Source organism: Agrobacterium sp. S7/73, from assembly GCF_019355535.1.
Taxonomy (GTDB): Bacteria; Pseudomonadota; Alphaproteobacteria; order Rhizobiales; family Rhizobiaceae; genus Agrobacterium; species Agrobacterium tumefaciens.
This window is the reverse complement of sequence record NZ_CP072138.1, coordinates 121,205-140,126: the sequence shown is the minus strand read 5'-3', so window position 1 is coordinate 140,126 and position 18,922 is coordinate 121,205. Positions and strand designations below refer to the sequence as shown.

Here is an 18,922-nt window from a genome sequence, read left to right as displayed (position 1 = left end):
CCGATCCGCATCAGTGTAATGTTGGATTGGCGCGATAGCGCTCACCATATGGATGTGCGAACCAGGCGTTTGCCCAGATTCCGCTTCTTGTATTCCTTGCCGTTTCTTCGGCCCGCGCATATTCCGGAAAGATTGGGCGACCGGCGCTGTCACGGGAGGCGAACGCCATTCCCTCGCGGATGAGCGCTTCTGAAAGCGATCGCACCCCTCCATCCTCCATGAAAAAACACTCCGCAAAGCGCACGGTCGGTCTGCCAGGCTTTCGCCCCAGTTCATGGCAGGGGAAGGCGCTGCCGGCGCTTGCCTTTGCCTTGCCGATGGTTGCCGTCATCCCCGCAAGCGAAATCATGGCGCATGTCGCCGGCACGCCGCGATACTTTATTGGATCGGTCGAAAGGCAACCCTGAACCCCGGCAAGCTTGATAATCGTTCCGTCGGCGGCGAAAAAGGCGCTGCCGCTCAACGCCGCTTCTGGACTGACGCTCTTCAGATCGAGCCGCGTCGCAATCGACGACGTATCGAGCGGCGCTTGCGGCACTGCAATGAGGTCTCGCCCCTGCGCATAGGCGTCCTGATAATAGCTGATGAAGCTCGCGGCGGTGTCCGCCCGCGCGGTCATCGGCTGAACGATCAAAAAACCGACAAGAGTGCAAAAGAGGGGGCGACCGGGTCGCCATGCGCCGTTCTTCATGCTCGCATCCGTCACTAGTTGACTTGTTCGAGAATGCACAAAATTATACTGAAGTGCAAGTCTGGAAATCTCGCAAGGATTGAGGTAAGGTCTTCTCGATGCTCAATTTGCATGTGGAGACAAGCAGATGGTGGTGTATCGAAAGGCGCTGAGGGTCATCACCTTTCCGTTTCGGGTGGTGTGGTTTCTGATCCTGGTCGCGAATTTCTTGCTGGTGACGGCTGTCTGCTTGTTCCTTGCGGCCTTTGCCGGCTACGCAATCGCGCTGGCGGTTTCGTATGTGCTTTTGCCGACCGAATGGACGCAGGCGCTGTGGCAGTGGGCGGCCGATCTCTATGACCGGTATTTCTGGTTCAAGGCTGCGACGATTACCTTCTTTCTTGTGCTTGTCCTGCCAATCCTGCGGTTTTGGCCGGGGAGGGATCCGATCGCCGAGGCGGCTCACGAGCGCGAAATGATGCTGAATGACGAGTTGATCGCGGCGAGGCGGCGCGGACTGCTCTAAGGGAAATATCGGGTCTGAAAGCAGGCGCTGGTCCAAGGGCTGCCAGTAGCGGCGCCCCAGGTCCTGCGCGCGCGGCGGACCGTTATCTAGTGAGATCCTCGCGATCTACTCGTTCGTCCCGGCGCTGGCTTTGACCAAATAGATTGAGGAATTCCATGACAGTCAAACCCCTCTCGCTTGCTATTTCGACCTTCAAGGGCGGTGCCGGGAAATCGACTTTGAACGTCAATCTTGCCGCGGAGTTTGCTCAACAGGGGCACCGGACCTTGCTGGTCGATTGTGACGAGCAGGAGTCGTCGACGCGCTGGTACAATGTTTCCATGAAACGCGGTCTGCTGCCGACCGACGGGACCCTGCTGCATCTGCGCGTTGCGCCGGGAGACCGGTTTCGGGAACGGCTCGAAAACGCACCGGAAGCGGATATACGCATCTACGATGTCGGCGGCTACGTGCATCAGCGCGCTGTCGAGGTCTACCACGAATGCGACGCCATCCTCATCCCGGTCATTCCCGAGCCTACCGCCGCGACGTCGGCCATCAAGGTGGCGACGATCTTGACGGAGATATCCAGGAAACGCGATCGGGGGCCGATCCCTTATGCGGCCATCTGGAACTACGTGGACATGATCGCCCTCAAGCACAACCGGTCCTTGCCGGAGGTTCACGCCATCCTGACGAGTGGGAGGATTCCCGTGGTCGAGACCGTCATCCGCAAAAGCAACCATTTCAGCGATGTCGGAGCCGGTTACGGCTCGCTCTATTCCAAGCTTGCCGGGATCGAGAACAATTCTTCTCTGACGCCGTCGGCGAGGCGGCGGGCTTCGGAAAGCGTGCTCGATGCAATCGACCTCGTGAAACGGATCAACAACGAGTTCATCGGCCTGCTGCAGGCGGAGGCGGCGTAAACGATGTCGAGGGAACGAACGTCGGCCGGAAACATTCTCGCACTTGCCCGATCGCGGGAAGAACAGGCAAAAGACATGGAAGAGGCCGCCACCTCGTATATGCCGACGAACATCGACCTCGAAACGCTGATGCCCGATGACGCTGTTCGAGAACAGAAGGAAACCGTACCTCCCGAGCCACAGCCGCCGGAAGCACGCGACCCTGGCAAACATCAGCGTGGTGAGCGATCGGCGTCCAAGAGCCAGGTTACGGCAGCAGGTGCGACCGCGAAGCGAAAGCGCGTATCGCTTTATCTCGATGATGACGTGTTGACGAAGATTTTCCGGGTCTCGCTGGAGCGCCACGAGCAATTGTCGTCGGCGACGCTGAGACTCATCCTTGAGGCTTTGAAGGCGAGGGGGCTCTAGATCGGATGAGAGAGCCGCCCATCATGTTCCGTCTGCCCGATCACGTGCTGAGCAATGTCGACGCTCTTGCCGGGCGGCTCGATGTCTCCGTCAACATCGTCGCCAAGCTGATCGTCACCAGGGAGATCATGCATGTTTCGGCGATGCTCGATGAACATGACCGGCAGCTGGCAAACATGCACCAGTTCCTGCGGGAAATTGCCTTTCGCAACGAGGCGTTTCTCACGGACCAGGGGGCACGAGCCGGGGGCGCCAGGGCGATTGAACAAAAGCTGGATGAGGTCATGGGCGCACTCGATGCGATCCGTGACGCCGCCTTCGTCCGGCCATCCTCTTATATCGTTGACCTGATCAGGAAACATGATGAACGAGCTGTCCAGAAGTCACTCGAGGTCTAGATCGGAAGCTCGCCGGTTGCCGAGCTATTTCGACCTGATCGAAGATGAGTTGCGTCGCCGGGGTGGCGGCGGAAGCGGAGGTGGAAAGCGGCCGTCGTTGCCGAAAGGGAAGAGAGCCGTTTCAAAGCAGCCAGGTGCTGCTTCGGCGCTCAGCCGCGCGACTGGCAACAACGCCGTCGTCGTCAAGGTCCTGTCATATGGTGCGGGCGCCGGTTCTGCGCGAAATGTGCTTTCCTACCAGAGCAGGGAGGAAAAGGCACACGATCAGGACGGCCGTGAAGTGTCCGACCTGAACGAAGCCGTGCGTTCCTGGGAAAGGGAGTTCTGCAGCCGTAAGGGCAGCAATGACGTTCTTCGTCTGACCTACGAGCTTGAAAACGCCAGCGGCGAAGACATAACCCGCGCCCTCGGTTCTCTCGCGGAAGATGGTTTCCATCAGGCTGGTGACACCGACCGGACCTACGCGTTCAGCGTGAGCGATGGCGTCAAGGGACAGACCCGTCTCCATTTCGCGCTCGTGATCGCGCACGAAAAGAAAGACAGGTCGGATCGAAGCAGCCACAACCGCCTTCCCGGGGAGACCGAGGCCGTGCATGTAATCGATGCGAGACTGTACGAGGCTCTGCGGAGGGAGGGGATCACGCCGATCTCGCGCTACCCGGCCGAATTTTCGTCCGGCCCCAAAGGTCTGGCCGCAACCCTGCACGCCATGCAGCGGAGGGGCGCAGAGGTGACGCTCTCGACCAAAACACACATTGAGGAGCGTCCCGGCAAGAGTGGACGCTACACGCAGGGCGCGGCGCGGCGCGAGGTCAGGACTACCGATCACAGGCAACTGACGGAGGAAGGAAAGATCGTTGGGGCACTCATACAGACCCGCCAGCCGCGGGACTTCATGCACCTGTTGCTGTCAGGACCAGCAAAGGTCAACCGCGATCAGTTCATCCTTGCCGGCCGTGATTTTCTGAAAGAGCAATTCGCCGGGCATCGCTATGCCTATGCCGTCCACAATCGCAACGATCTTGAGAAGCATCCGCACCTGCACGTGATCGTCGCACTGCGCAACGGCAGTGGCAAGACGCTCAATCCGAACATCCGCGACTTCACGGAATGGCGCGTCTGCTTCGCCGAGAAGGCGCGCGAGCGTGGCATCCCGATCAACCGCCAGAAACGGATCGAGCGTGCCGGCCCACCGCCCGTCAAGCGTTGGGAATGGGAAATGTTCCAGCGGATGGGAGCCACAGCCCCGAGCAACGTGGTCGATAAGGTTTTGGCCAAGGTTCGCGACACGCCGACGGCGCCTCGACTTGAGGACGCCAGAAGACGGCTCGAACAAAGCCGGCGCTCGGTCGGGCTGGTTATCAAGATGCTGGACGGAATAGCGAAAGACCGGTCTGCCCCCAGCACGGCACGCGAATTGAGCCAGGATCTATCGGTTGGACTGCAACGCGAATACCGGCGGCTGGAAGTGGCCGTTCATGCCGGCCGCGACCCCGCGCAGGAGAAAGGCGAAGAGTACATGCTGCGATCGACACCTATTAGCGCTGCTCAGGCGAAGACAGCGAAAGAAACGTTGGCGAACACCGCGTTGAGCCTTGCGGCAAAAATAGCCAATCCGTCCGATCGGCTGATCTTCGAGCAGGCGACGAAGATCATCGGAAAGGTCGTCGGGCTACAACTCGATTCGCGGGTTGAGAGAAACCGCGATCGTGCCGAGTCCGGGAAGGACAAGCGTGGCTCGGACAGCCTGGAAACAAAGTCGGCGGCAGGTCGCGACCACATCGCGGAGCAGGGCGTCATCAACAAGAGCTCGAACAACCGCTTGGTCGACCAATCGCGTATTGCCCGGTCCAATGCCGAGCATGACACGCGGCAGGCAGATCGCTCGGTTCGCGAACGGGAGAAGGCGCAACAGCGCGATCGTGAGACACCAAAGTCGATAAAGCTTCGCCCGCCCCAGGAAAAGGATCGGGACCGCAGTCGTTGACCTCTTTTTTGTCCACGATCCGGGCTGGCAGGCTCGGCCTCAGTATTCTTTCGATCTCGGTGTCAAACTATCTGGCGCCACGATTTTCGGGAGGGAGGGAAGTTCAGAATTCATCTGGAATTATTTGGTCGCGGTGACCGCCTTCCATGGGGGGGGGCCACTGGATGTAGGTGATGCCCGCCTCGACTGCTGCAAGCCGTCCTTCAGCGGTGCTGCAGACCAACATGGCTTCCTTCTTTTCAACGCCATACCACTCGATCGCTCGAAATACCGTATGCGCATCTGCCATTTCCGACCGATCATCCCGAGCCTGGCGGAAGGTGCCCCATGTCATCCAGAAGTCCGGCGCGACCTCCCGAACCTTCAATAGATCGTCGAGGATACAAGTCAGCGCGAGAAATTCTGGCGCGCCCTGGGTGCCGACCGTCATGCCTCTGGCGTCGGAAATGAAGCCGAAGCGGACGTCTTTTTGACGAAGTTGCTGTAGCATCTGGACAAAGATGGTGTTGATGTCTCCGAGCGTGAAATCTCTGGGAGGGATAGATCGTCTCAAAAGGATGCCATCTCTCTCGAAAATGACGAGGCCTCTCGAACCGATTTTTCGGAATGTGCACTCAATGGTATCCATCGGCAGACGATCCAAGCTGGGACACGTTCGTTATTCAGAAATATGAGTGTCCGAAGAGTCACATTTCTGACCAGTTGATTGCGACCCTCCAATATTCACGAGCGGAATAGATATGGCTGTCCAGAACATGCGCGAGTGTTTGGTGAGGAAGCTAATTTTAGCGGACGGGAAGAAAGGGGGCGGGCACTTCGCCATACGAGTATTCAGACGGAATAGCCGCAGGTCCGAAGCAGGAGACAAACAAATCCAGATTTCTCAGGCTGTTGCTTGCCGCAATCGAGTAGAAGTTTCCGCTGTTCCAGATGATATATGCGTATGAGAATACTTCTCTCAAAACGGAGCGCATTTCGTCGAGAGTGACTTCATTGAGGTTCATGGTTTCCAAAACATTTATCTTTTTGCGGTTTATTTCGGCCTCGCTGAAATATCGGACCTTAAAGCCGTGATCCTTTTGAAGTTCTCTCCTTCGATACTCTTCGACATCTTGGCTGCGGAACTTCTCAAGAAAAATCATCAATCCTTTTGCCTTGAGATTACGTCGGACAAAAGCGATCTGCTGCTGGCGGTTCGGCGAGTACATTTGAAATGTGGTATCTTCGAAGATAATATCAAAACCTGACGCAAAGTCCTGAAGCCCAGGTGTATGGCTGAGCGATTCCGGTGACAGTTTATTAAAGGGGCCAAGGAAGAATTGGGCATGCTTTGGGACGCCCCAAGCGTAGAAGCTTTCCTGGTTTTCGATGGTTGGGCTGCAGGACAGCGACAGGATTTGCCCGTCGGCAAGCTCGCTGATGGTTCGCGCCATCGTTCCTTCCGCCGTTCCCAAGCTATAGAGGGTTAGGGGAGACTGACGTGCGGACGAATATCGGAGTATGGCCGTCCCTAGTCTTATCTCCTCTTCATATCGGTAAGGAATGCTGCTCAGGTAATGCTGATCGAACGGTCCCTGTCTGACTGCGTGTAGCGCGGCAAACCGCTCAGTCTCGGGGTTGCGTTCCAAAAGCCGGAAATCAAGAGAGGGCCGGCGAATAGGAACTCCCGCCCGCCCTGCTGCAGTGGACGAAAAGAAATCGGCCAATTCGTTTAAGCGGGCTCCCCGCTCGCACTCTTCGTGAAACTGCGCGAAGTCTTGCATCTAATGCCTCTCGATAGCATTGCCAATCCAGTTCTGCAGGATCCGGTCAGTTGACGATTCCACGGAACCGTGAGACGCAAACCTGACTGCTGGGCTCAGCTATCGTGCGGGGCTAGGCGCAAACGTTCATTCAGAAATTTGATATGTTTTCAAGAATATGATGCATTTTTCTGCTTGCGATTAGATGTGTTTGCCTGACCTCTTTGGGTGGCTTACTCTTTTAGCTGAGTAACAAGTTTGTGCGGGAGATAATGGGATTGCCATTACTTAGCCACCGACGCATTTTGCCGGAAAATTCCGAAAGTGCGGTCGTCTCACAAAAGCAAGCGCAATGGGATGAATTCTGTGTCGGGCTCGTTCGAAGAAAAGGTGTCAGACGCCAGCAGATCGATTTCAAAAGCCACACGCATTCGCTTTTCCTTAACCTGGAAGGGGCAGCGAGATCCGGAGAGACATTTCTCGACGGTCGTCGGTATGCGTTCGCAGCGCGGCCACAAGGATCATTGGTCTACATCCCGCCCGGCGTCATGTGGCATGGATGGGATGAAGGCGACCAAAACGCGGCCTATCTCCTGATTTCCGCCGAAGAAAGATTTGCTGACAAAGTTTTTGGCGATGACCCAGTCCCCGCACTATTTGTCCCGAATATGTCGTTTCAGGACGTAGGGATTGAGCATGCGGCTCGAAAAATTTATTTGGAGCTTGCCCAGTTGGATTCCGCAAGTGGACTCATAGTTGAAGGGCAGCTCACCACTATCTTCGGGCACTTATTGCGGCGTTCAAGGCTCTTCGACAAACACCGCAAAGGCGGCCTCGCGCCTGCTGTGCTTAAACGCATCACTCAGCGTATTGACGCGGCGCTGGAGGAGAAAGTCAGCTTGGCAGCGATCGCGCAAGAGTTCGGGTATAGTGCGGCGCACTTGTCCCGCGCGTTCAAGCAGTCGACCGGTCTTTCTCCACAAGCTCATTTCAACAAGGTGCGCCTCGACCGGGCGAGCGAGTTGCTGCGTACAACAAGTAAATCGGTGACCGAGATCGCACATTCTTGCGGTTACTCCAGCGGCAGTCATCTCTCATCGAGCTTTCACAAGGCTTTTGGTATCTCTCCGATCGCGTACCGCGCTCTTTGGGCAGAATAAAAATATCAAAAACATGAAAGCCTGGATGCTTTTGGGGCCTTAGAATCTTGATGCTGCGGTTAAGGCAGACTCGAGGGAAGTCCATGAGCATGACGACACCGCGTACGTCACATTGTCATTATCTTTTATGCGTGACGGCTTCGGCGGTCGGACGCAACATATACTTCATCGTTGTCGCCTGGCTGATGATGAAATACACTGCGGATCCGTCCGCCATCGCGATGTTGCTCGCGGCCGGGAGTTGCGCCGAGTTCTTGACAACGAACCTTGGTGGGGTAGTCACTGATCGCTATCGGCCGCAACTGACCTGCCTAGTCTGTGACGGATTTCGTATCCTAACCATGGCAGCGGCGACTGCCGGAATAATGTTGGGTTACCCGGTCCAGTCGCTCGTCGCGTCTTGGGTGCTATATGCTGTATTGGACCGAACGTATCTCACTGCGCTGCAGGCCATGATACCCGGAATGGTGGATGCGGCGCGGCTCCTATCCTTCAATTCTACGGCATATGTGTGGATGCAGATCGGTAATTTCTGCGCCGCCGTCGCCGGAGGATTGCTGCTGGCCTTCACACCGGACTACCTGAGCCTCATGGCACCGCTGTCATGCTTTTTATTGTCGTTCGGCTCATCCTTTGCCAGAAGAGAGGTATATTTTGATCGGCCTGGGAATGCCGAGCCGGTCACCTTCCTGCGGCGCGAATTGTTTCCCGGGTTGCCGCAGCGAAGTCTTGTGCTTCCCTCTGTTGTTTACGCCTTCATTTACGCGGCCGGAATGATGGTAAGCGTTCTTGGTTCGGCTCTTGTGATGGGAGAATTTGGGAGAAGCGCCTTGGCCTTCGGCTTTGTGGAGGCCGGATGGGCTGCTGGGTCCGTCCTGGGATGTCTGTGGCTGCTGTGTCGGTCAGCGAAATCAGATGCCCTTTTGTGGCACCTTCTCGGGACAGGTGTGATCCTCACGAATTTCCTGGTGTTCCAGAATCTTTTTGCAGCGCTCCTTCAGATGATGGGACTTGGGCTAACCTACAACAGTGCACGGATTCTAATCGATGTTGAAATTCAGCGATCTTTTCCCATAAGCCAGCTTGGTCGGGCCAGGAGTCAGGTTCATACCGTGTGTATGGCAGTGTCTCTGTCGGTATACGGCGTCGTGGCGCTTATCGGAAATGCTTTGGCGCCGTCCGTCATTTTCGGCTGGTTTGGATTAGTAGCGCTGTTTACCGGAACTGTATTCTGGGCGTGCTTCCGGCGCGATCTGCTGGCTGTTAGGTAACAGGGCCGTAGATTGTAAAAACGTGAGCCTTGCCCACATAAGTATAACAACTTGCGGGAGCCGCTCGCCGGCGGACACGTGGTACATCTTGTGCGTACTCGATCTTGATAAATTGTGCTAGCGGCACTAGTTAGATTTTAAGGCAGTACGCGCTGCCTCGGGGCTTGATAACCCCTACGTGCGGTTGATGCTGGCCGAGACAGCATCACACTCCTTGACCTTTGGTCGGGGAGCCTGTGGCGTATGTCCAGGTTCGCCCGAACTAAAGGCCACAGGGCCGTCACGTACGGTTATCAACTCCCCGCCACGGGTTAAGTGAGTTCTTCAAGCGGGGGCGCACCGCTTGAACTCTTACCTCGGGAGTTCATATGGCGACGTCTACCCCACTGAAGGCGACAGAACCGAATGTTCCACCAGCTTATTCTCACGTTGACGCGCATGTGGGCAGGCAAATCCGCGTTTGGAGACTATTGGCCAGAAAGTCGCGAACCGAACTGGCTGCGGCCGTAGGTGTCAGCCGCCAGCAAATTCAAAAATATGAGACGGGTCGAAACTGTGTGCGAGCCTCGACACTTTACGCGATTGCCGGCGCGTTGAACGTAACTGTTGGCCAACTGTTCGATGGTCTTCCTCCGACAAAGGATCTCGGATCGCTCTTCGCTACAGAAGAAGTAACAGATCCGCCGAGCGAAGTGCGATTCCTGCTGGGCCACCTGATGCGGCTGTCGCCGCGTCTTCGTGGACGAGTAGCGGCGCTCATTCATGCGCTCGCACGAGATGAAGAGCGTAGCGACGGAGCTGGTAGCAGATTCTTTCCTCTGAGAAATCGCGCCTGCCAGTAATCAATCTCACAGGAGCAGAGAAGTCCTTAATCTCCGGCTGCGATGTACGGGCAACCAACTGGCGCGCTCGTTCCGTCAGAATCTGAATGAACTCGGACGTGTAGGCCCGACACTGTACGCTAGGTGCCTCACGCAGGCAGTCCGTTCTCCGAAAACAAAAATGAACGTCTTGGCAGTGACGACACACTTTTGGTTGTCGGTTCATTGTGTTCCGGGCGTGACCATGCCACGCCAATTTCGAGCATCTGGACAGGTGTTTTTATCCTTGACGCGGTACAAAAAACTAGCGAGCGCGCGTCTTATCCTCTATCCTAAGCGGTGAGGCAGCACGTACTGCCTTGGGGCGTGGAAACCCCTACGAGCGACTGATGTTGGTCGATTCAACATCATACTCTCTGACCTTTTCGGTCGGGGAGCCTGTGGCGTATGTCCAGGTTCCCCGGAACTAAAGGCCACAGGGCTGTCTCGTACAGTTTCCAACTCCCCGATCATTCGGAGGTTTAGTGAGTCATTCGCGGGGACGTACCGCGGTAACTCATTTCGGAGACTGGCCGTTGAAACTTCAACCCCATGTTTTTAAACAGGGTCAATGCCGGGTAACTTCTCATCAGCAGAGAACCTGGCGCACTGCCCGGGTCGACTTGGTCCGACGAACAGGGCTTGACAAGGAAGAGACGGCGATGGTCTCTGACCACCATCTGTTGCTTCTTAACCTACGTGGCAATTCAGAGCGCGGCGACTATTTTCTCGACAACAGGAGGGCCGGTTTCGTTGCGCGAAAGCCTGGCGCGATCCTGTTCATTCCAGCAGGTTGCAGTTGGCATGGCTGGGAAATTGGCGCGTCCACGGCGGCTTACTTGTCTATAATGGTTCAACCGGCACAACTTACCAGCCTTACGGCCTCGCCTATCACCTTGCCGACGTTGTCGCCGGATCTTGGCTTCGAAGATCAGGTCATCATGAATGCTGCCCGCGGGATAGGCGCTGAAATCTGCGAACGGAACTCCTTGAGCGGAATGTTGATCGAAGCTTACGTGGCAACGATTTTCGTACAAATGATGCGTCGGCAGGAGCGCTTTCAAAATTTCTTCAAAGGCGGACTGGCTGCGGCGGATTTGAGCCGCGTGGTTCAAAAGATCGAGGAGCGGCTGGCTGAAAATGTGACCCTGAGCCAGCTTGCGGCAGTCGCAGGCATAAGTGTTCCGCACTTTTGTCGTGCGTTCAAACGAAGCTTCGGCTGCCCGCCCTATGAATTTATCATCAGGCGGCGTATCGAGCGTGCCAAGGAACATCTCCGTCATTCCGAAATGACCATCACCGATATTGCCCTAGCATGTGGCTTTTCAACATCGAGCCATTTCGCAAACAGTTTTCGCCGGCAGGTCGGCACGACTCCGCAAATGTACAGGGCGGCCTGGTCGAACAAGGCTTTTGGTTGAATTTGCGATAAAATCGCGCACGATCATCAACATTCTGCAAGTTTTGCTCGGTACACCTCGACATTCTCGGTTTGGTAAGCAGCCGAGGACAAGCCATTGCATCCATACCAGCTCCCAGCGCAACATCCGCCTATCTGTATTGAGAAATCAGCCGCTCTGAAGGTTGTGGACCTCAAGAAGAGCTACGGGCACTTCGAAATTCTCAAAGGGATCTCCCTGACCGCCAACGCCGGCGACGTTATTTCAATCCTTGGGGCCAGCGGCTCGGGAAAAAGCACCTTCCTGAGATGCCTGAACTTTTTAGAAGAGCCGACAGACGGGCAGGTTTGGCTGTCGGGGCATCGTGTCGAGATGCGCCCAGGCATGGCTGGTCGAAAAGCGATCAACGCGCTGCGCGCCAGGCTTGGTATGGTCTTTCAGAACTTCAATCTCTGGTCCCACAAAACGGTTTTGGAAAACATCACGGAGGCTCCGATCCATGTCAGGGGCTTGACCAAGGCAGATGCCCGTCAAAGCGCGGAGGAACTGCTTGCAAAGGTTGGGCTTGCAGACAAGCGGAATTCCTATCCCGCCCATCTGTCCGGCGGGCAGCAGCAACGCGTAGCGATTGCCCGCGCCTTGGCTATGGAGCCCGAGATCCTTCTCTTTGACGAGCCGACATCCGCATTGGATCCGGAGCTTGTGGGCGAGGTGCTTAAGGTCATTCAGTCTCTTGCTGGTGAGGGTCGCACGATGTTGATCGTGACGCACGAACTTACCTTCGCGCGGCAAGTGTCGACCCGTACGATTTTCTTGCAGGAGGGTTCGATCGATGAAGAAGGCCCACCGGACGTTGTCTTTGGCAGCCCTTCTTCATCTTCGCTGAGACGGTTTTTATCCTCCCACATTGGAGGGCGATGAGATGCTTTCCGTCCACGGATTCGGTGAACAGATGCTGACCGGCGCCATCACAACCCTTCAAGTGGCATTCGCAAGTCTTGCTTTCGGCATCGTCGTTGGATGGTGCGGCGCCTTGGCGAAGCGCAGCCAAAGCAGGAGCGTCCGGTGGGTGGCGAATGGTTACACCACTGTTATCAGGGGTGTTCCCGAGCTGCTGCTCATTCTCATGTTGTATTATGGAGGCACTGTCGCGCTCACGGCGTTGTTTGGTCGATACGTTGAAATTGATGCGTTCTCGGCCGGTGTTCTCGCTCTGACGGTCGTGTTCGGTGCTTATGCAACCGAGGTACTCCGGGCGGCTATTCAGGCAGTGCCCGCGGGTCAAATTGAGGCAGCTCGCGCACTGGGGTTCTCAAATCTGTCCGTGTGGCGTCTTGTGATCATGCCGCAGATGTGGCGGCATGCTCTGCCCGGTCTTGGAAATCTATGGCTGACGTTATTGAAAGATTCGGCGCTAATTTCGGTTGTCGGGCTCGAAGACCTGATGCGGAAGGCGAGCATCGCCGCTGGCGCCACACACGATCCCCTGAAGTTCTATTCTGTGGCTGCGTGCCTTTATCTCATGTTCACCTCGATTTCGCTCGCGGCACTTGCTGCCCTGGAGCGTCGAACTGACCGCGGGCTGTGCATCTCCCCCAAAGGAGGTTTCTGATGGATGTGACGTTGATTGTGCAGACACTTCCGCAGCTTTTGAATGGCCTAGCTCTCACTGTTCTCCTGACGATAGCGTCGGTTGTCGCAGGGTCATTCATTGCGATCCCCCTGGCTCTCGCCGGGGCATCAGGTGGCAGAGTAATTTCCCTGCCGGTTCGGGCGTACGCATTCGTGTTTCGCGGCACGCCACTACTGGTGCAACTATTTCTGGTCTACTACGGCCTTGGCCAGTTGGAATGGGTGCGGGCAAGTGTGGCTTGGCCCATGCTCCGCGATCCGTTCTGGTGCGCGCTCGTTGCGTTTTCGCTGAACAATTCCGCCTACACAACAGAGATTCTACGCGGCGGCCTTCGCGCCGTACCACCAGGCGAAATTGAAGCAGCCAAGGCGTTGGGAATGCCGCTTCTCCTTCGTATCCGACGAATCATACTGCCGATCGCTTTCCGGCTTTCGCTGTCGGCCTATGGGAACGAGGTCATTCTGATGCTGAAAGCCAGCTCGCTAGCAAGCACCATCACCATTATGGAGTTGACAGGGGCCGCCAGAAAGATCGTTGCTCAGACATTCGCGCCCTACGAAGTCTTCGTAGCCGCCGCTCTTCTCTATCTCACCGTGACCTTTCTCTTCACAAGTGCCTTTGGCCTGATCGAGCTTCGCTTGTCGAAACATCATCGCCGTATTGACAAGCAGAGGAAGGCCGCCGAACCGGCGCGGCTGTCAAGGGAGTTGGCATAATGAGTATCACGGCTTTCCCACGTCCGCCTGTCAGCATCTCGTCGGCAGAATTACGCGGGAATTGGTATGAGATCGATCTAGAGGCCATTCGTCACAATTACCGGCAAATTCGGGCGCATCTTCACGAACACGTGGCGGTCTACGCATGCCTGAAACGCAATGCCTATGGCTGCGGAGCAGGTCTTGTTGCAAAGGCCTTGGCTGCCGAAAATGTGTACGGATTCGCCGTCGCGTCGTTGCTTGACGCGATTGCCATCCGTCGCGAAGGGATTTCGAATCCGGTACTCCTTTACCCCGGCGCTCTGCCTGTCGCAGCTGCCACGATAGAAGCGCTTGACCTGATTGTTACCGTATCGAGCATCGCGGAGTTAAGGCAATGGCGCACGAGCGTGTCAAATCTGCGGATATTCATCAAAGTTGATCTGGGTTTCTTTCGCGCTGGGGCAACGCCAGCGCAGTTGGTCGATTTGCTCGCTGAGGCCGCTCAGGACCGAACAGTTCGGGTTGAAGGCATCTACGCCCACTTGAGTGAACTGCCCGGCTCCGGTCCAGAACTCGCTCACAGCCAACGAACGAAGATGAACGACATTCTAAGACAAATGCGGTCGCTGGGCATCAGCGTTCCGGTCGTCATGATGTCAAGCACTGAGGGAGTTTTGAACTACCCGGACATGGACTTTGATGCAGTCGATCCCGGAGCACTGTTTGTCGGTATTTCTGACGTCGAGAAGCCCGTTCGTGACCTGCACCTGCGACCGGCGTTGACGGCGATCTCGACAACACTCATTTCCGTTAAACGTCTCGATCAATCTCTCGATCCACCCGACAGCATTTCGTGGATACGCCCGAACATGGTTCTGGGCGTGATTGGAATGGGATGGGGGGATGGTCTGCCCAGAGCTCTGCCGGAGCGGGCGGTCGGGCTGGTACGCGGCAAACGCGCAAAACTTCTTCCGCCGTCCCATCTTGAGCATATCCGCATCGACCTTAGTCATATCCCGGAGGCCCGCTTTGGGGATCAGGTAGTCCTGCTAGGACGCCAGGGCGCCGAACAGATCAGCATTGAGGAGCTCGCGAGCACCCGAGGCACCGACGCGATTGGGATTTATGGCGACCTTCGTGACCACATCCCACGCCTCTACATCTAAACCGAAAAGCAAAGAAGGGGAATAATATGAAAGTCTCGCAACTGCTGTGCTTCTTGCCGATTCTTGCGGTACTTGTTGGTCACGCAAACGCCCAAGAATCGAAGACAGTTACTATTGCTACCGAGGGGGCTTTCCCTCCCTGGAATTCCGTCAACTCCTCTGGCGAGGTTGAAGGCTTTGACGTGGATGTTGGGAAGGCGTTGTGCGAGCGGGCGGAAATCTCTTGCCGGTTTGTCGCTCAGGCCTGGGACGGGATCATTCCGGGACTGACGGTCGGCAAATATGATGCGGTCATGGCCGGAATGTCGATCACTGAAAAAAGAAAGAAAGTCATAGCTTTCTCCGAACCTTACGCGCTGACCTCCAACTATTTCGTTGTCGCGAACTCAGCTAGCCTTCCCGCGATGGACCCGGCTACCGTAGTCGATCTTTCCTCGGATGATTCCGCAAACAGACTGCTTCTCGAGACTCTGAGGTCGAACTTGAAGGGCCGAGTATTGGGTGTGCAAGGGGCAACGAATGCTGAGGCATTTGTGAGGGAGGTGCTCGGGGACAACGTCGAGATCAGGACCTATGACAAGCAGGATAATCTGAACCTAGATCTGCTTGCCGGCCGGATTGATGGCGGACTGGCGGATTATTCGGTTTGGAAAGCATTCCTTGACGCTGACGGCGGGAAGGTCGCATCGCTCTATGGTCCCCGGATTTCGGGTGGCGTCTTTGGCCCAGGTGTCGGTATCGGCCTTCGGAAAAATGACAGCAATCTAATAAGCCTCTTCAACCGAGCAATCCTGGCGATGAAGCAAGATGGGACATTAAAGTCTGTCAGCATCAAGTGGTTCGGCATTGACATGGTCTCAACGCCATAAAGGCTTGGACATAGCGAATTTTACTGGGGGCTGGTTGCCGATGACCTGCCACTGAAGTTTCATCCGGCTGCGATTAGAGCCTCGGCGGCGTTTGAACCGCCCCAGGTTTCTGGACCATCTGAGGCTAGAGTTTTCCGGCTTCATTCAGGGAGGCGGGCTGGTTGAGCCTCCTGATTTCATCAGCGAGATCGGTACCTTATTGCCGATCGCACCATGCGGCCGAAACTCATTATAGTCTATACGCCAATCCTCCATCTTTTCGCGGGCATCCGCAAGGGTCAGGAACCAGTGCTGATTCAGACATTCGGCGCGGAAGCGGCCATTGAACGCTTCAATGAACGCATTGTCGGTCGGCTTGCCCGGGCGTGAGAAGTCCAAGGTGACGCCTTTGGCGTAGGCCCAAAGGTCAAGATCGCGAGACACGAACTCAGTCCCCTGATCGACACGGATCGTCTTCGGGTAGCCAACTTTCCGGCATACCCGTTCCAAGGTTTGCACGACATCTTCACCTCGATAGCTGTGACGTGGATCAAGCACCGGCACATAGCGCGAGAAGGTGTCGACCACCGTGAGCACCCGCAGTTTCTTGCCGGTCGCGAGTTGGTCGTGAACGAAGTCCATCGCCCAGACATCGTTCGGTCCAACGGCCATTTGCCGATCTTCCCGCAGCTTGGCTTTGACCCGTCGCTTCGGCGTCTTGTTACGCAGTTGCAGGCCCAAGTCTCTGTAAATGCGATAGGTTCGCTTGATGTTGGTCCCCCAACCCTCGCGCTCCAACAATACATGCACGCGACGATAGCCGTAGCGAACACGTATCTCGCAGATCTCACGAATACGACGTTCCAGACCGGCCTGATCGGCACGGCGAGAGGTGTAATGGTAGGTCGACCGATCGAAGTTCAGTGCCCCACAGGCACGCCGGATCGAGATCATCCAATCCCGGCACATGCCTTTCACCATCTCGCGTTTCCGAGCAGGCCTTAGAGCTTTCGCCGAATGACATCCTGCAACATCTCACGGTCCAGCGTCAGGTCCGCGACGATCTTCTTCAACCGCGCATTCTCGTCCTCGAGCTGCTTCAGCTTCTTCATCTCCGGCGGCAGCATGCCCGCGTATTTTTTCTTCCAGTTGAAATAGGTCGCCTGGCTGATCCCCGCCTTCCGGCAGATCTCCGCAACCGACACTCCTTCATCACCCTGCTTCAGAATGAACGCCTTCTGTGCGTCCGAAAACTGTGATGCTTTCATCGTCTTCCGTTCCTTTCCCAGCCAGGAAAATGCACCGGAAAACTCTAACCAAAAACGGTCCAGTTTGAAGGGTTCAGATCAGCGCGATGGCACTTTGTTCGAAACATAAGATGAGGTAAAACCTGTTGCCAGCGGTGAAGCCGGATAGCTGATCCGAGGGCGGTGTCCTGAGAGGGAACGCAGGGACGAATGATCTGCGAAGGTTAGCGGATGGGCCAGAGAGCCCGCATCGAGTCAATGCAACATTCGACCTTGTGAAACCCGATACAGCACGATCGCTGCTTGCAGCCATCAGTGCGGACAGATCTTTGAAACCCTCAAGGGAAACACCGCCAAGCTCTGCAAATTACAGATCCGCGCCTTAGCTAAAGCGATCGCCCAGAAAGCGGAAGTTGCGCTTTCTGGGCGATCCACAGGCACGTTCCACAGGGCTGGCTATGCAGTGGCCGTCTTGCTTGCGCGATTGAAAATCTTGTTCACGACCACGAAAAACACCGGAACAAAAATTACGGCAAGTACTGTACCTGTCACTGTTCCAAAGAATGTTGCATAGCCGATTGCATGCCTGGCACCAGCCCCCGCTCCACTTGAGATGATGAGCGGTACAACCCCAAGACCGAACGCCAGAGACGTCATCAGAATTGGGCGGAAACGAAGCTTTGCTGCTTCAAGAACAGCGTCGACGGCATTTCCCCCAGTGTGTGCCATTCGCTCCCGCGCAAATTCTACAATCATGATGCCGTTCTTGCCTGTCAGGCCGACGACGGTCAAAAGTCCGACCTGAAAGTAAACGCCGTTTGTCTGATCGCCAATCACAGCGCCCAGGAGTGCTCCAAGAACGCCAACGGGCATCGCAAGCAAGACTGCAATAGGGATTGTCCAGCTTTCGTAAAGAGCGGCAAGGCACAAGGCGACCCCGCGTATCTTCAGATCCTCTACGATCCGGATCAGGTGGGAGAGTGACCGGCCCAGACGGTCGAGCTTCCAAACGACCAGCACGTCACCTTCGCACAATTCTGTAAGGCAAGCCTTCAGGCCCGGCCGATCGTCGCGCGCGCCCGAAGCACGATCCTGATGCAGGTGACGCTGATCGACCCCGGCCGCAAGCAGAGCATCGCGCTGCAAGGCAACCGACTGCCGCTCATCACCGCTCGATACCCGCATGTAACCGATCAACATGCACGACAAACCTCAAATTCCGAGTTGCCGCACAGTCTCACATTCGTTGCCCAAGGCCCTGCCAATCTCGGTGCGGTTGCAAGCATACTGGCTGAGGAAGCTGTTGATCTGCCGGATGGAGTTCGAGTGATAGGCCAGCTCTACCTGGATCAGATCGGGATGCTCAGCGAAAAGATCGACGAACTAAGCCTGAATCTTCGCGAGGCCACGAAGTCGAATGAGGACATGCGACGTCTCTGCACTGTTCCTGGCGTGGGCCCTGTGACCGCCGGCGCGATCCTTGCCTTCGCACCCGATCTTCGTGCTTTCAAGAGCGGCCGAAACTTTGCCGCCTGGCTCGGCCTCGTTCCAAGACAGCACTCGACGGGTGGAAAGACCCGTCTGGGCGGTGTCAGCAAAATGGGGCAAACAGATATTCGCAGATTACTGATCGTTGGGGCCATGAGCCTTATTCGATGGATCGTCCGCAAAGGCGTGTTTCCAGATAATTGGCTCGGCCACATTCTCGGGCGGAAACCGAGAATGGTTGCCGCCGTCGCACTCGCCAACAAGATGGCGCGCATCATATGGGCGATGATGACAAGAGAGCAGAATTACAGGATGGCGTGATCCGCTGCCTCCTTTGGGCGGCAATGCGGAAAATGCCTGGGGTGATGAGCCCCGGTGAGAAGATCGACTGACGGAACGATGCGGAAAGGACTTCAATGTTCACAATGGGGTAAGCCAGTCCCGGGGCTCGAGCCAACCAAGCTCTCTGAACCGATGTGGACCCTGTTTTTCGAACTGCATCCCGGCCCGTGGCT

General features: G+C 56.2%; 19 protein-coding genes and 2 pseudogenes. 15 read left to right on the top strand and 6 right to left on the bottom strand.

Annotated features, from left to right (window positions below; translation table 11 throughout):
* Positions 1-10: 10 nt before the first annotated feature.
* Entirely contained in the window at positions 11-691 is a 681-nt protein-coding gene (locus tag J5276_RS25120; RefSeq protein WP_209159792.1) for a thermonuclease family protein, read from the bottom strand.
* A gap of 127 nt (positions 692-818) precedes the next feature.
* Here J5276_RS25120 and J5276_RS25115 point away from each other — a divergent pair, with 127 nt between their 5' ends.
* The 5 genes from J5276_RS25115 to J5276_RS25095 all read left to right on the top strand — a co-directional run bounded on the left by J5276_RS25115 (position 819) and on the right by J5276_RS25095 (position 4,894).
* Positions 819-1,196, top strand: a complete 378-nt coding sequence (locus tag J5276_RS25115; protein WP_209159791.1) for a hypothetical protein — start codon at positions 819-821, stop codon at positions 1,194-1,196.
* 155 nt (positions 1,197-1,351) lie between these two features.
* The gene (locus J5276_RS25110) at positions 1,352-2,101 is read left to right on the top strand and encodes a ParA family protein (RefSeq protein WP_209159790.1); all 750 of its coding nucleotides are present in this window, start codon (positions 1,352-1,354) and stop codon (positions 2,099-2,101) included.
* Positions 2,102-2,104: 3 nt separating this feature from the next.
* On the top strand, positions 2,105-2,509 hold the full coding sequence (locus tag J5276_RS25105; protein WP_209159789.1) for a hypothetical protein: 405 nt from the start codon (positions 2,105-2,107) through the stop codon (positions 2,507-2,509).
* Positions 2,510-2,514: 5 nt separating this feature from the next.
* Complete coding sequence (locus J5276_RS25100) at positions 2,515-2,907, top strand: hypothetical protein (RefSeq protein WP_209159788.1); 393 nt, start codon at positions 2,515-2,517, stop codon at positions 2,905-2,907.
* A 280-nt stretch (positions 2,908-3,187) separates the two neighbouring features.
* The gene (locus tag J5276_RS25095; protein WP_229002285.1) at positions 3,188-4,894 is read left to right on the top strand and encodes a relaxase/mobilization nuclease domain-containing protein; all 1,707 of its coding nucleotides are present in this window, start codon (positions 3,188-3,190) and stop codon (positions 4,892-4,894) included.
* A gap of 103 nt (positions 4,895-4,997) precedes the next feature.
* Here J5276_RS25095 and J5276_RS25090 read toward each other — a convergent pair whose 3' ends face one another.
* The gene (locus tag J5276_RS25090; protein WP_219256753.1) at positions 4,998-5,537 is read right to left on the bottom strand and encodes a hypothetical protein; all 540 of its coding nucleotides are present in this window, start codon (positions 5,535-5,537) and stop codon (positions 4,998-5,000) included.
* A gap of 142 nt (positions 5,538-5,679) precedes the next feature.
* Positions 5,680-6,657: a class I SAM-dependent methyltransferase gene (locus J5276_RS25085; RefSeq protein WP_209159785.1), complete on the bottom strand. Its 978-nt coding sequence runs from the start codon at positions 6,655-6,657 to the stop codon at positions 5,680-5,682.
* Positions 6,658-6,914: 257 nt separating this feature from the next.
* On the opposite strand from J5276_RS25085, the gene J5276_RS25080 reads away from it, so the two are divergent.
* The 9 genes from J5276_RS25080 to J5276_RS25040 all read left to right on the top strand — a co-directional run bounded on the left by J5276_RS25080 (position 6,915) and on the right by J5276_RS25040 (position 15,693).
* Positions 6,915-7,796, top strand: a complete 882-nt coding sequence (locus tag J5276_RS25080) for an AraC family transcriptional regulator (protein ID WP_209159784.1) — start codon at positions 6,915-6,917, stop codon at positions 7,794-7,796.
* A gap of 83 nt (positions 7,797-7,879) precedes the next feature.
* Positions 7,880-9,067: an MFS transporter gene (locus J5276_RS25075; protein ID WP_209159783.1), complete on the top strand. Its 1,188-nt coding sequence runs from the start codon at positions 7,880-7,882 to the stop codon at positions 9,065-9,067.
* Between the two features lie 368 nt (positions 9,068-9,435).
* A complete protein-coding gene (locus tag J5276_RS25070; protein WP_229002284.1) occupies positions 9,436-9,909 on the top strand; it encodes a helix-turn-helix domain-containing protein in 474 nt (157 codons plus the stop codon).
* A gap of 554 nt (positions 9,910-10,463) precedes the next feature.
* On the top strand, positions 10,464-11,348 hold the full coding sequence (locus tag J5276_RS25065) for a helix-turn-helix domain-containing protein (RefSeq protein ID WP_209159782.1): 885 nt from the start codon (positions 10,464-10,466) through the stop codon (positions 11,346-11,348).
* 138 nt (positions 11,349-11,486) lie between these two features.
* The gene (locus J5276_RS25060; protein WP_209159874.1) at positions 11,487-12,248 is read left to right on the top strand and encodes an ABC transporter ATP-binding protein; all 762 of its coding nucleotides are present in this window, start codon (positions 11,487-11,489) and stop codon (positions 12,246-12,248) included.
* A gap of 1 nt (position 12,249) precedes the next feature.
* A complete protein-coding gene (locus tag J5276_RS25055; RefSeq protein WP_209159781.1) occupies positions 12,250-12,939 on the top strand; it encodes an ABC transporter permease in 690 nt (229 codons plus the stop codon).
* Positions 12,939-13,676: an ABC transporter permease gene (locus tag J5276_RS25050; protein WP_209159780.1), complete on the top strand. Its 738-nt coding sequence runs from the start codon at positions 12,939-12,941 to the stop codon at positions 13,674-13,676. Before J5276_RS25055 ends, J5276_RS25050 begins: the two co-directional genes overlap by 1 nt.
* Positions 13,676-14,824, top strand: a complete 1,149-nt coding sequence (gene alr / locus J5276_RS25045; protein ID WP_209159779.1) for an alanine racemase — start codon at positions 13,676-13,678, stop codon at positions 14,822-14,824. The genes J5276_RS25050 and alr overlap by 1 nt, the downstream gene beginning before the upstream one ends.
* A 26-nt stretch (positions 14,825-14,850) precedes the next feature.
* The gene (locus J5276_RS25040) at positions 14,851-15,693 is read left to right on the top strand and encodes a transporter substrate-binding domain-containing protein (RefSeq protein ID WP_209159778.1); all 843 of its coding nucleotides are present in this window, start codon (positions 14,851-14,853) and stop codon (positions 15,691-15,693) included.
* 144 nt (positions 15,694-15,837) lie between these two features.
* Here J5276_RS25040 and J5276_RS25035 read toward each other — a convergent pair.
* The 3 genes and pseudogenes from J5276_RS25035 to J5276_RS30535 form a co-directional block, all read right to left on the bottom strand.
* Positions 15,838-16,940 (bottom strand): IS3 family transposase gene (locus J5276_RS25035; RefSeq protein ID WP_104679491.1). Its coding sequence is split into 2 segments (ribosomal slippage): positions 15,838-16,679 and positions 16,679-16,940, totalling 1,104 coding nucleotides; the frame shifts between segments, so codons are not numbered across the junction.
* A gap of 435 nt (positions 16,941-17,375) precedes the next feature.
* A pseudogene (locus J5276_RS30540) lies at positions 17,376-17,870 on the bottom strand (efflux RND transporter permease subunit); the annotation flags it as partial.
* A gap of 24 nt (positions 17,871-17,894) precedes the next feature.
* Positions 17,895-18,104 (bottom strand): annotated as a pseudogene (locus J5276_RS30535) (recombinase family protein); the annotation flags it as partial.
* Between J5276_RS30535 and J5276_RS25025 the strand changes: the two are divergent.
* Complete coding sequence (locus J5276_RS25025) at positions 18,015-18,728, top strand: IS110 family transposase (protein ID WP_247750051.1); 714 nt, start codon at positions 18,015-18,017, stop codon at positions 18,726-18,728. The pseudogene J5276_RS30535 and the gene J5276_RS25025 overlap by 90 nt on opposite strands.
* Positions 18,729-18,922: the final 194 nt, after the last annotated feature.

Coding starts and splice junctions, on each gene's coding strand:
- J5276_RS25120 (WP_209159792.1), bottom strand. CDS start 691: ATGAAGAACGGCGCATGGCGACCCGGTCGCCCCCTCTTTTGCACTCTT.
- J5276_RS25115 (WP_209159791.1), top strand. CDS start 819: ATGGTGGTGTATCGAAAGGCGCTGAGGGTCATCACCTTTCCGTTTCGG.
- J5276_RS25110 (WP_209159790.1), top strand. CDS start 1,352: ATGACAGTCAAACCCCTCTCGCTTGCTATTTCGACCTTCAAGGGCGGT.
- J5276_RS25105 (WP_209159789.1), top strand. CDS start 2,105: ATGTCGAGGGAACGAACGTCGGCCGGAAACATTCTCGCACTTGCCCGA.
- J5276_RS25100 (WP_209159788.1), top strand. CDS start 2,515: ATGAGAGAGCCGCCCATCATGTTCCGTCTGCCCGATCACGTGCTGAGC.
- J5276_RS25085 (WP_209159785.1), bottom strand. CDS start 6,657: ATGCAAGACTTCGCGCAGTTTCACGAAGAGTGCGAGCGGGGAGCCCGC.
- J5276_RS25075 (WP_209159783.1), top strand. CDS start 7,880: ATGAGCATGACGACACCGCGTACGTCACATTGTCATTATCTTTTATGC.
- J5276_RS25070 (WP_229002284.1), top strand. CDS start 9,436: ATGGCGACGTCTACCCCACTGAAGGCGACAGAACCGAATGTTCCACCA.
- J5276_RS25055 (WP_209159781.1), top strand. CDS start 12,250: ATGCTTTCCGTCCACGGATTCGGTGAACAGATGCTGACCGGCGCCATC.
- J5276_RS25050 (WP_209159780.1), top strand. CDS start 12,939: ATGGATGTGACGTTGATTGTGCAGACACTTCCGCAGCTTTTGAATGGC.
- alr (WP_209159779.1), top strand. CDS start 13,676: ATGAGTATCACGGCTTTCCCACGTCCGCCTGTCAGCATCTCGTCGGCA.
- J5276_RS25040 (WP_209159778.1), top strand. CDS start 14,851: ATGAAAGTCTCGCAACTGCTGTGCTTCTTGCCGATTCTTGCGGTACTT.
- J5276_RS25025 (WP_247750051.1), top strand. CDS start 18,015: ATGCAGGTGACGCTGATCGACCCCGGCCGCAAGCAGAGCATCGCGCTG.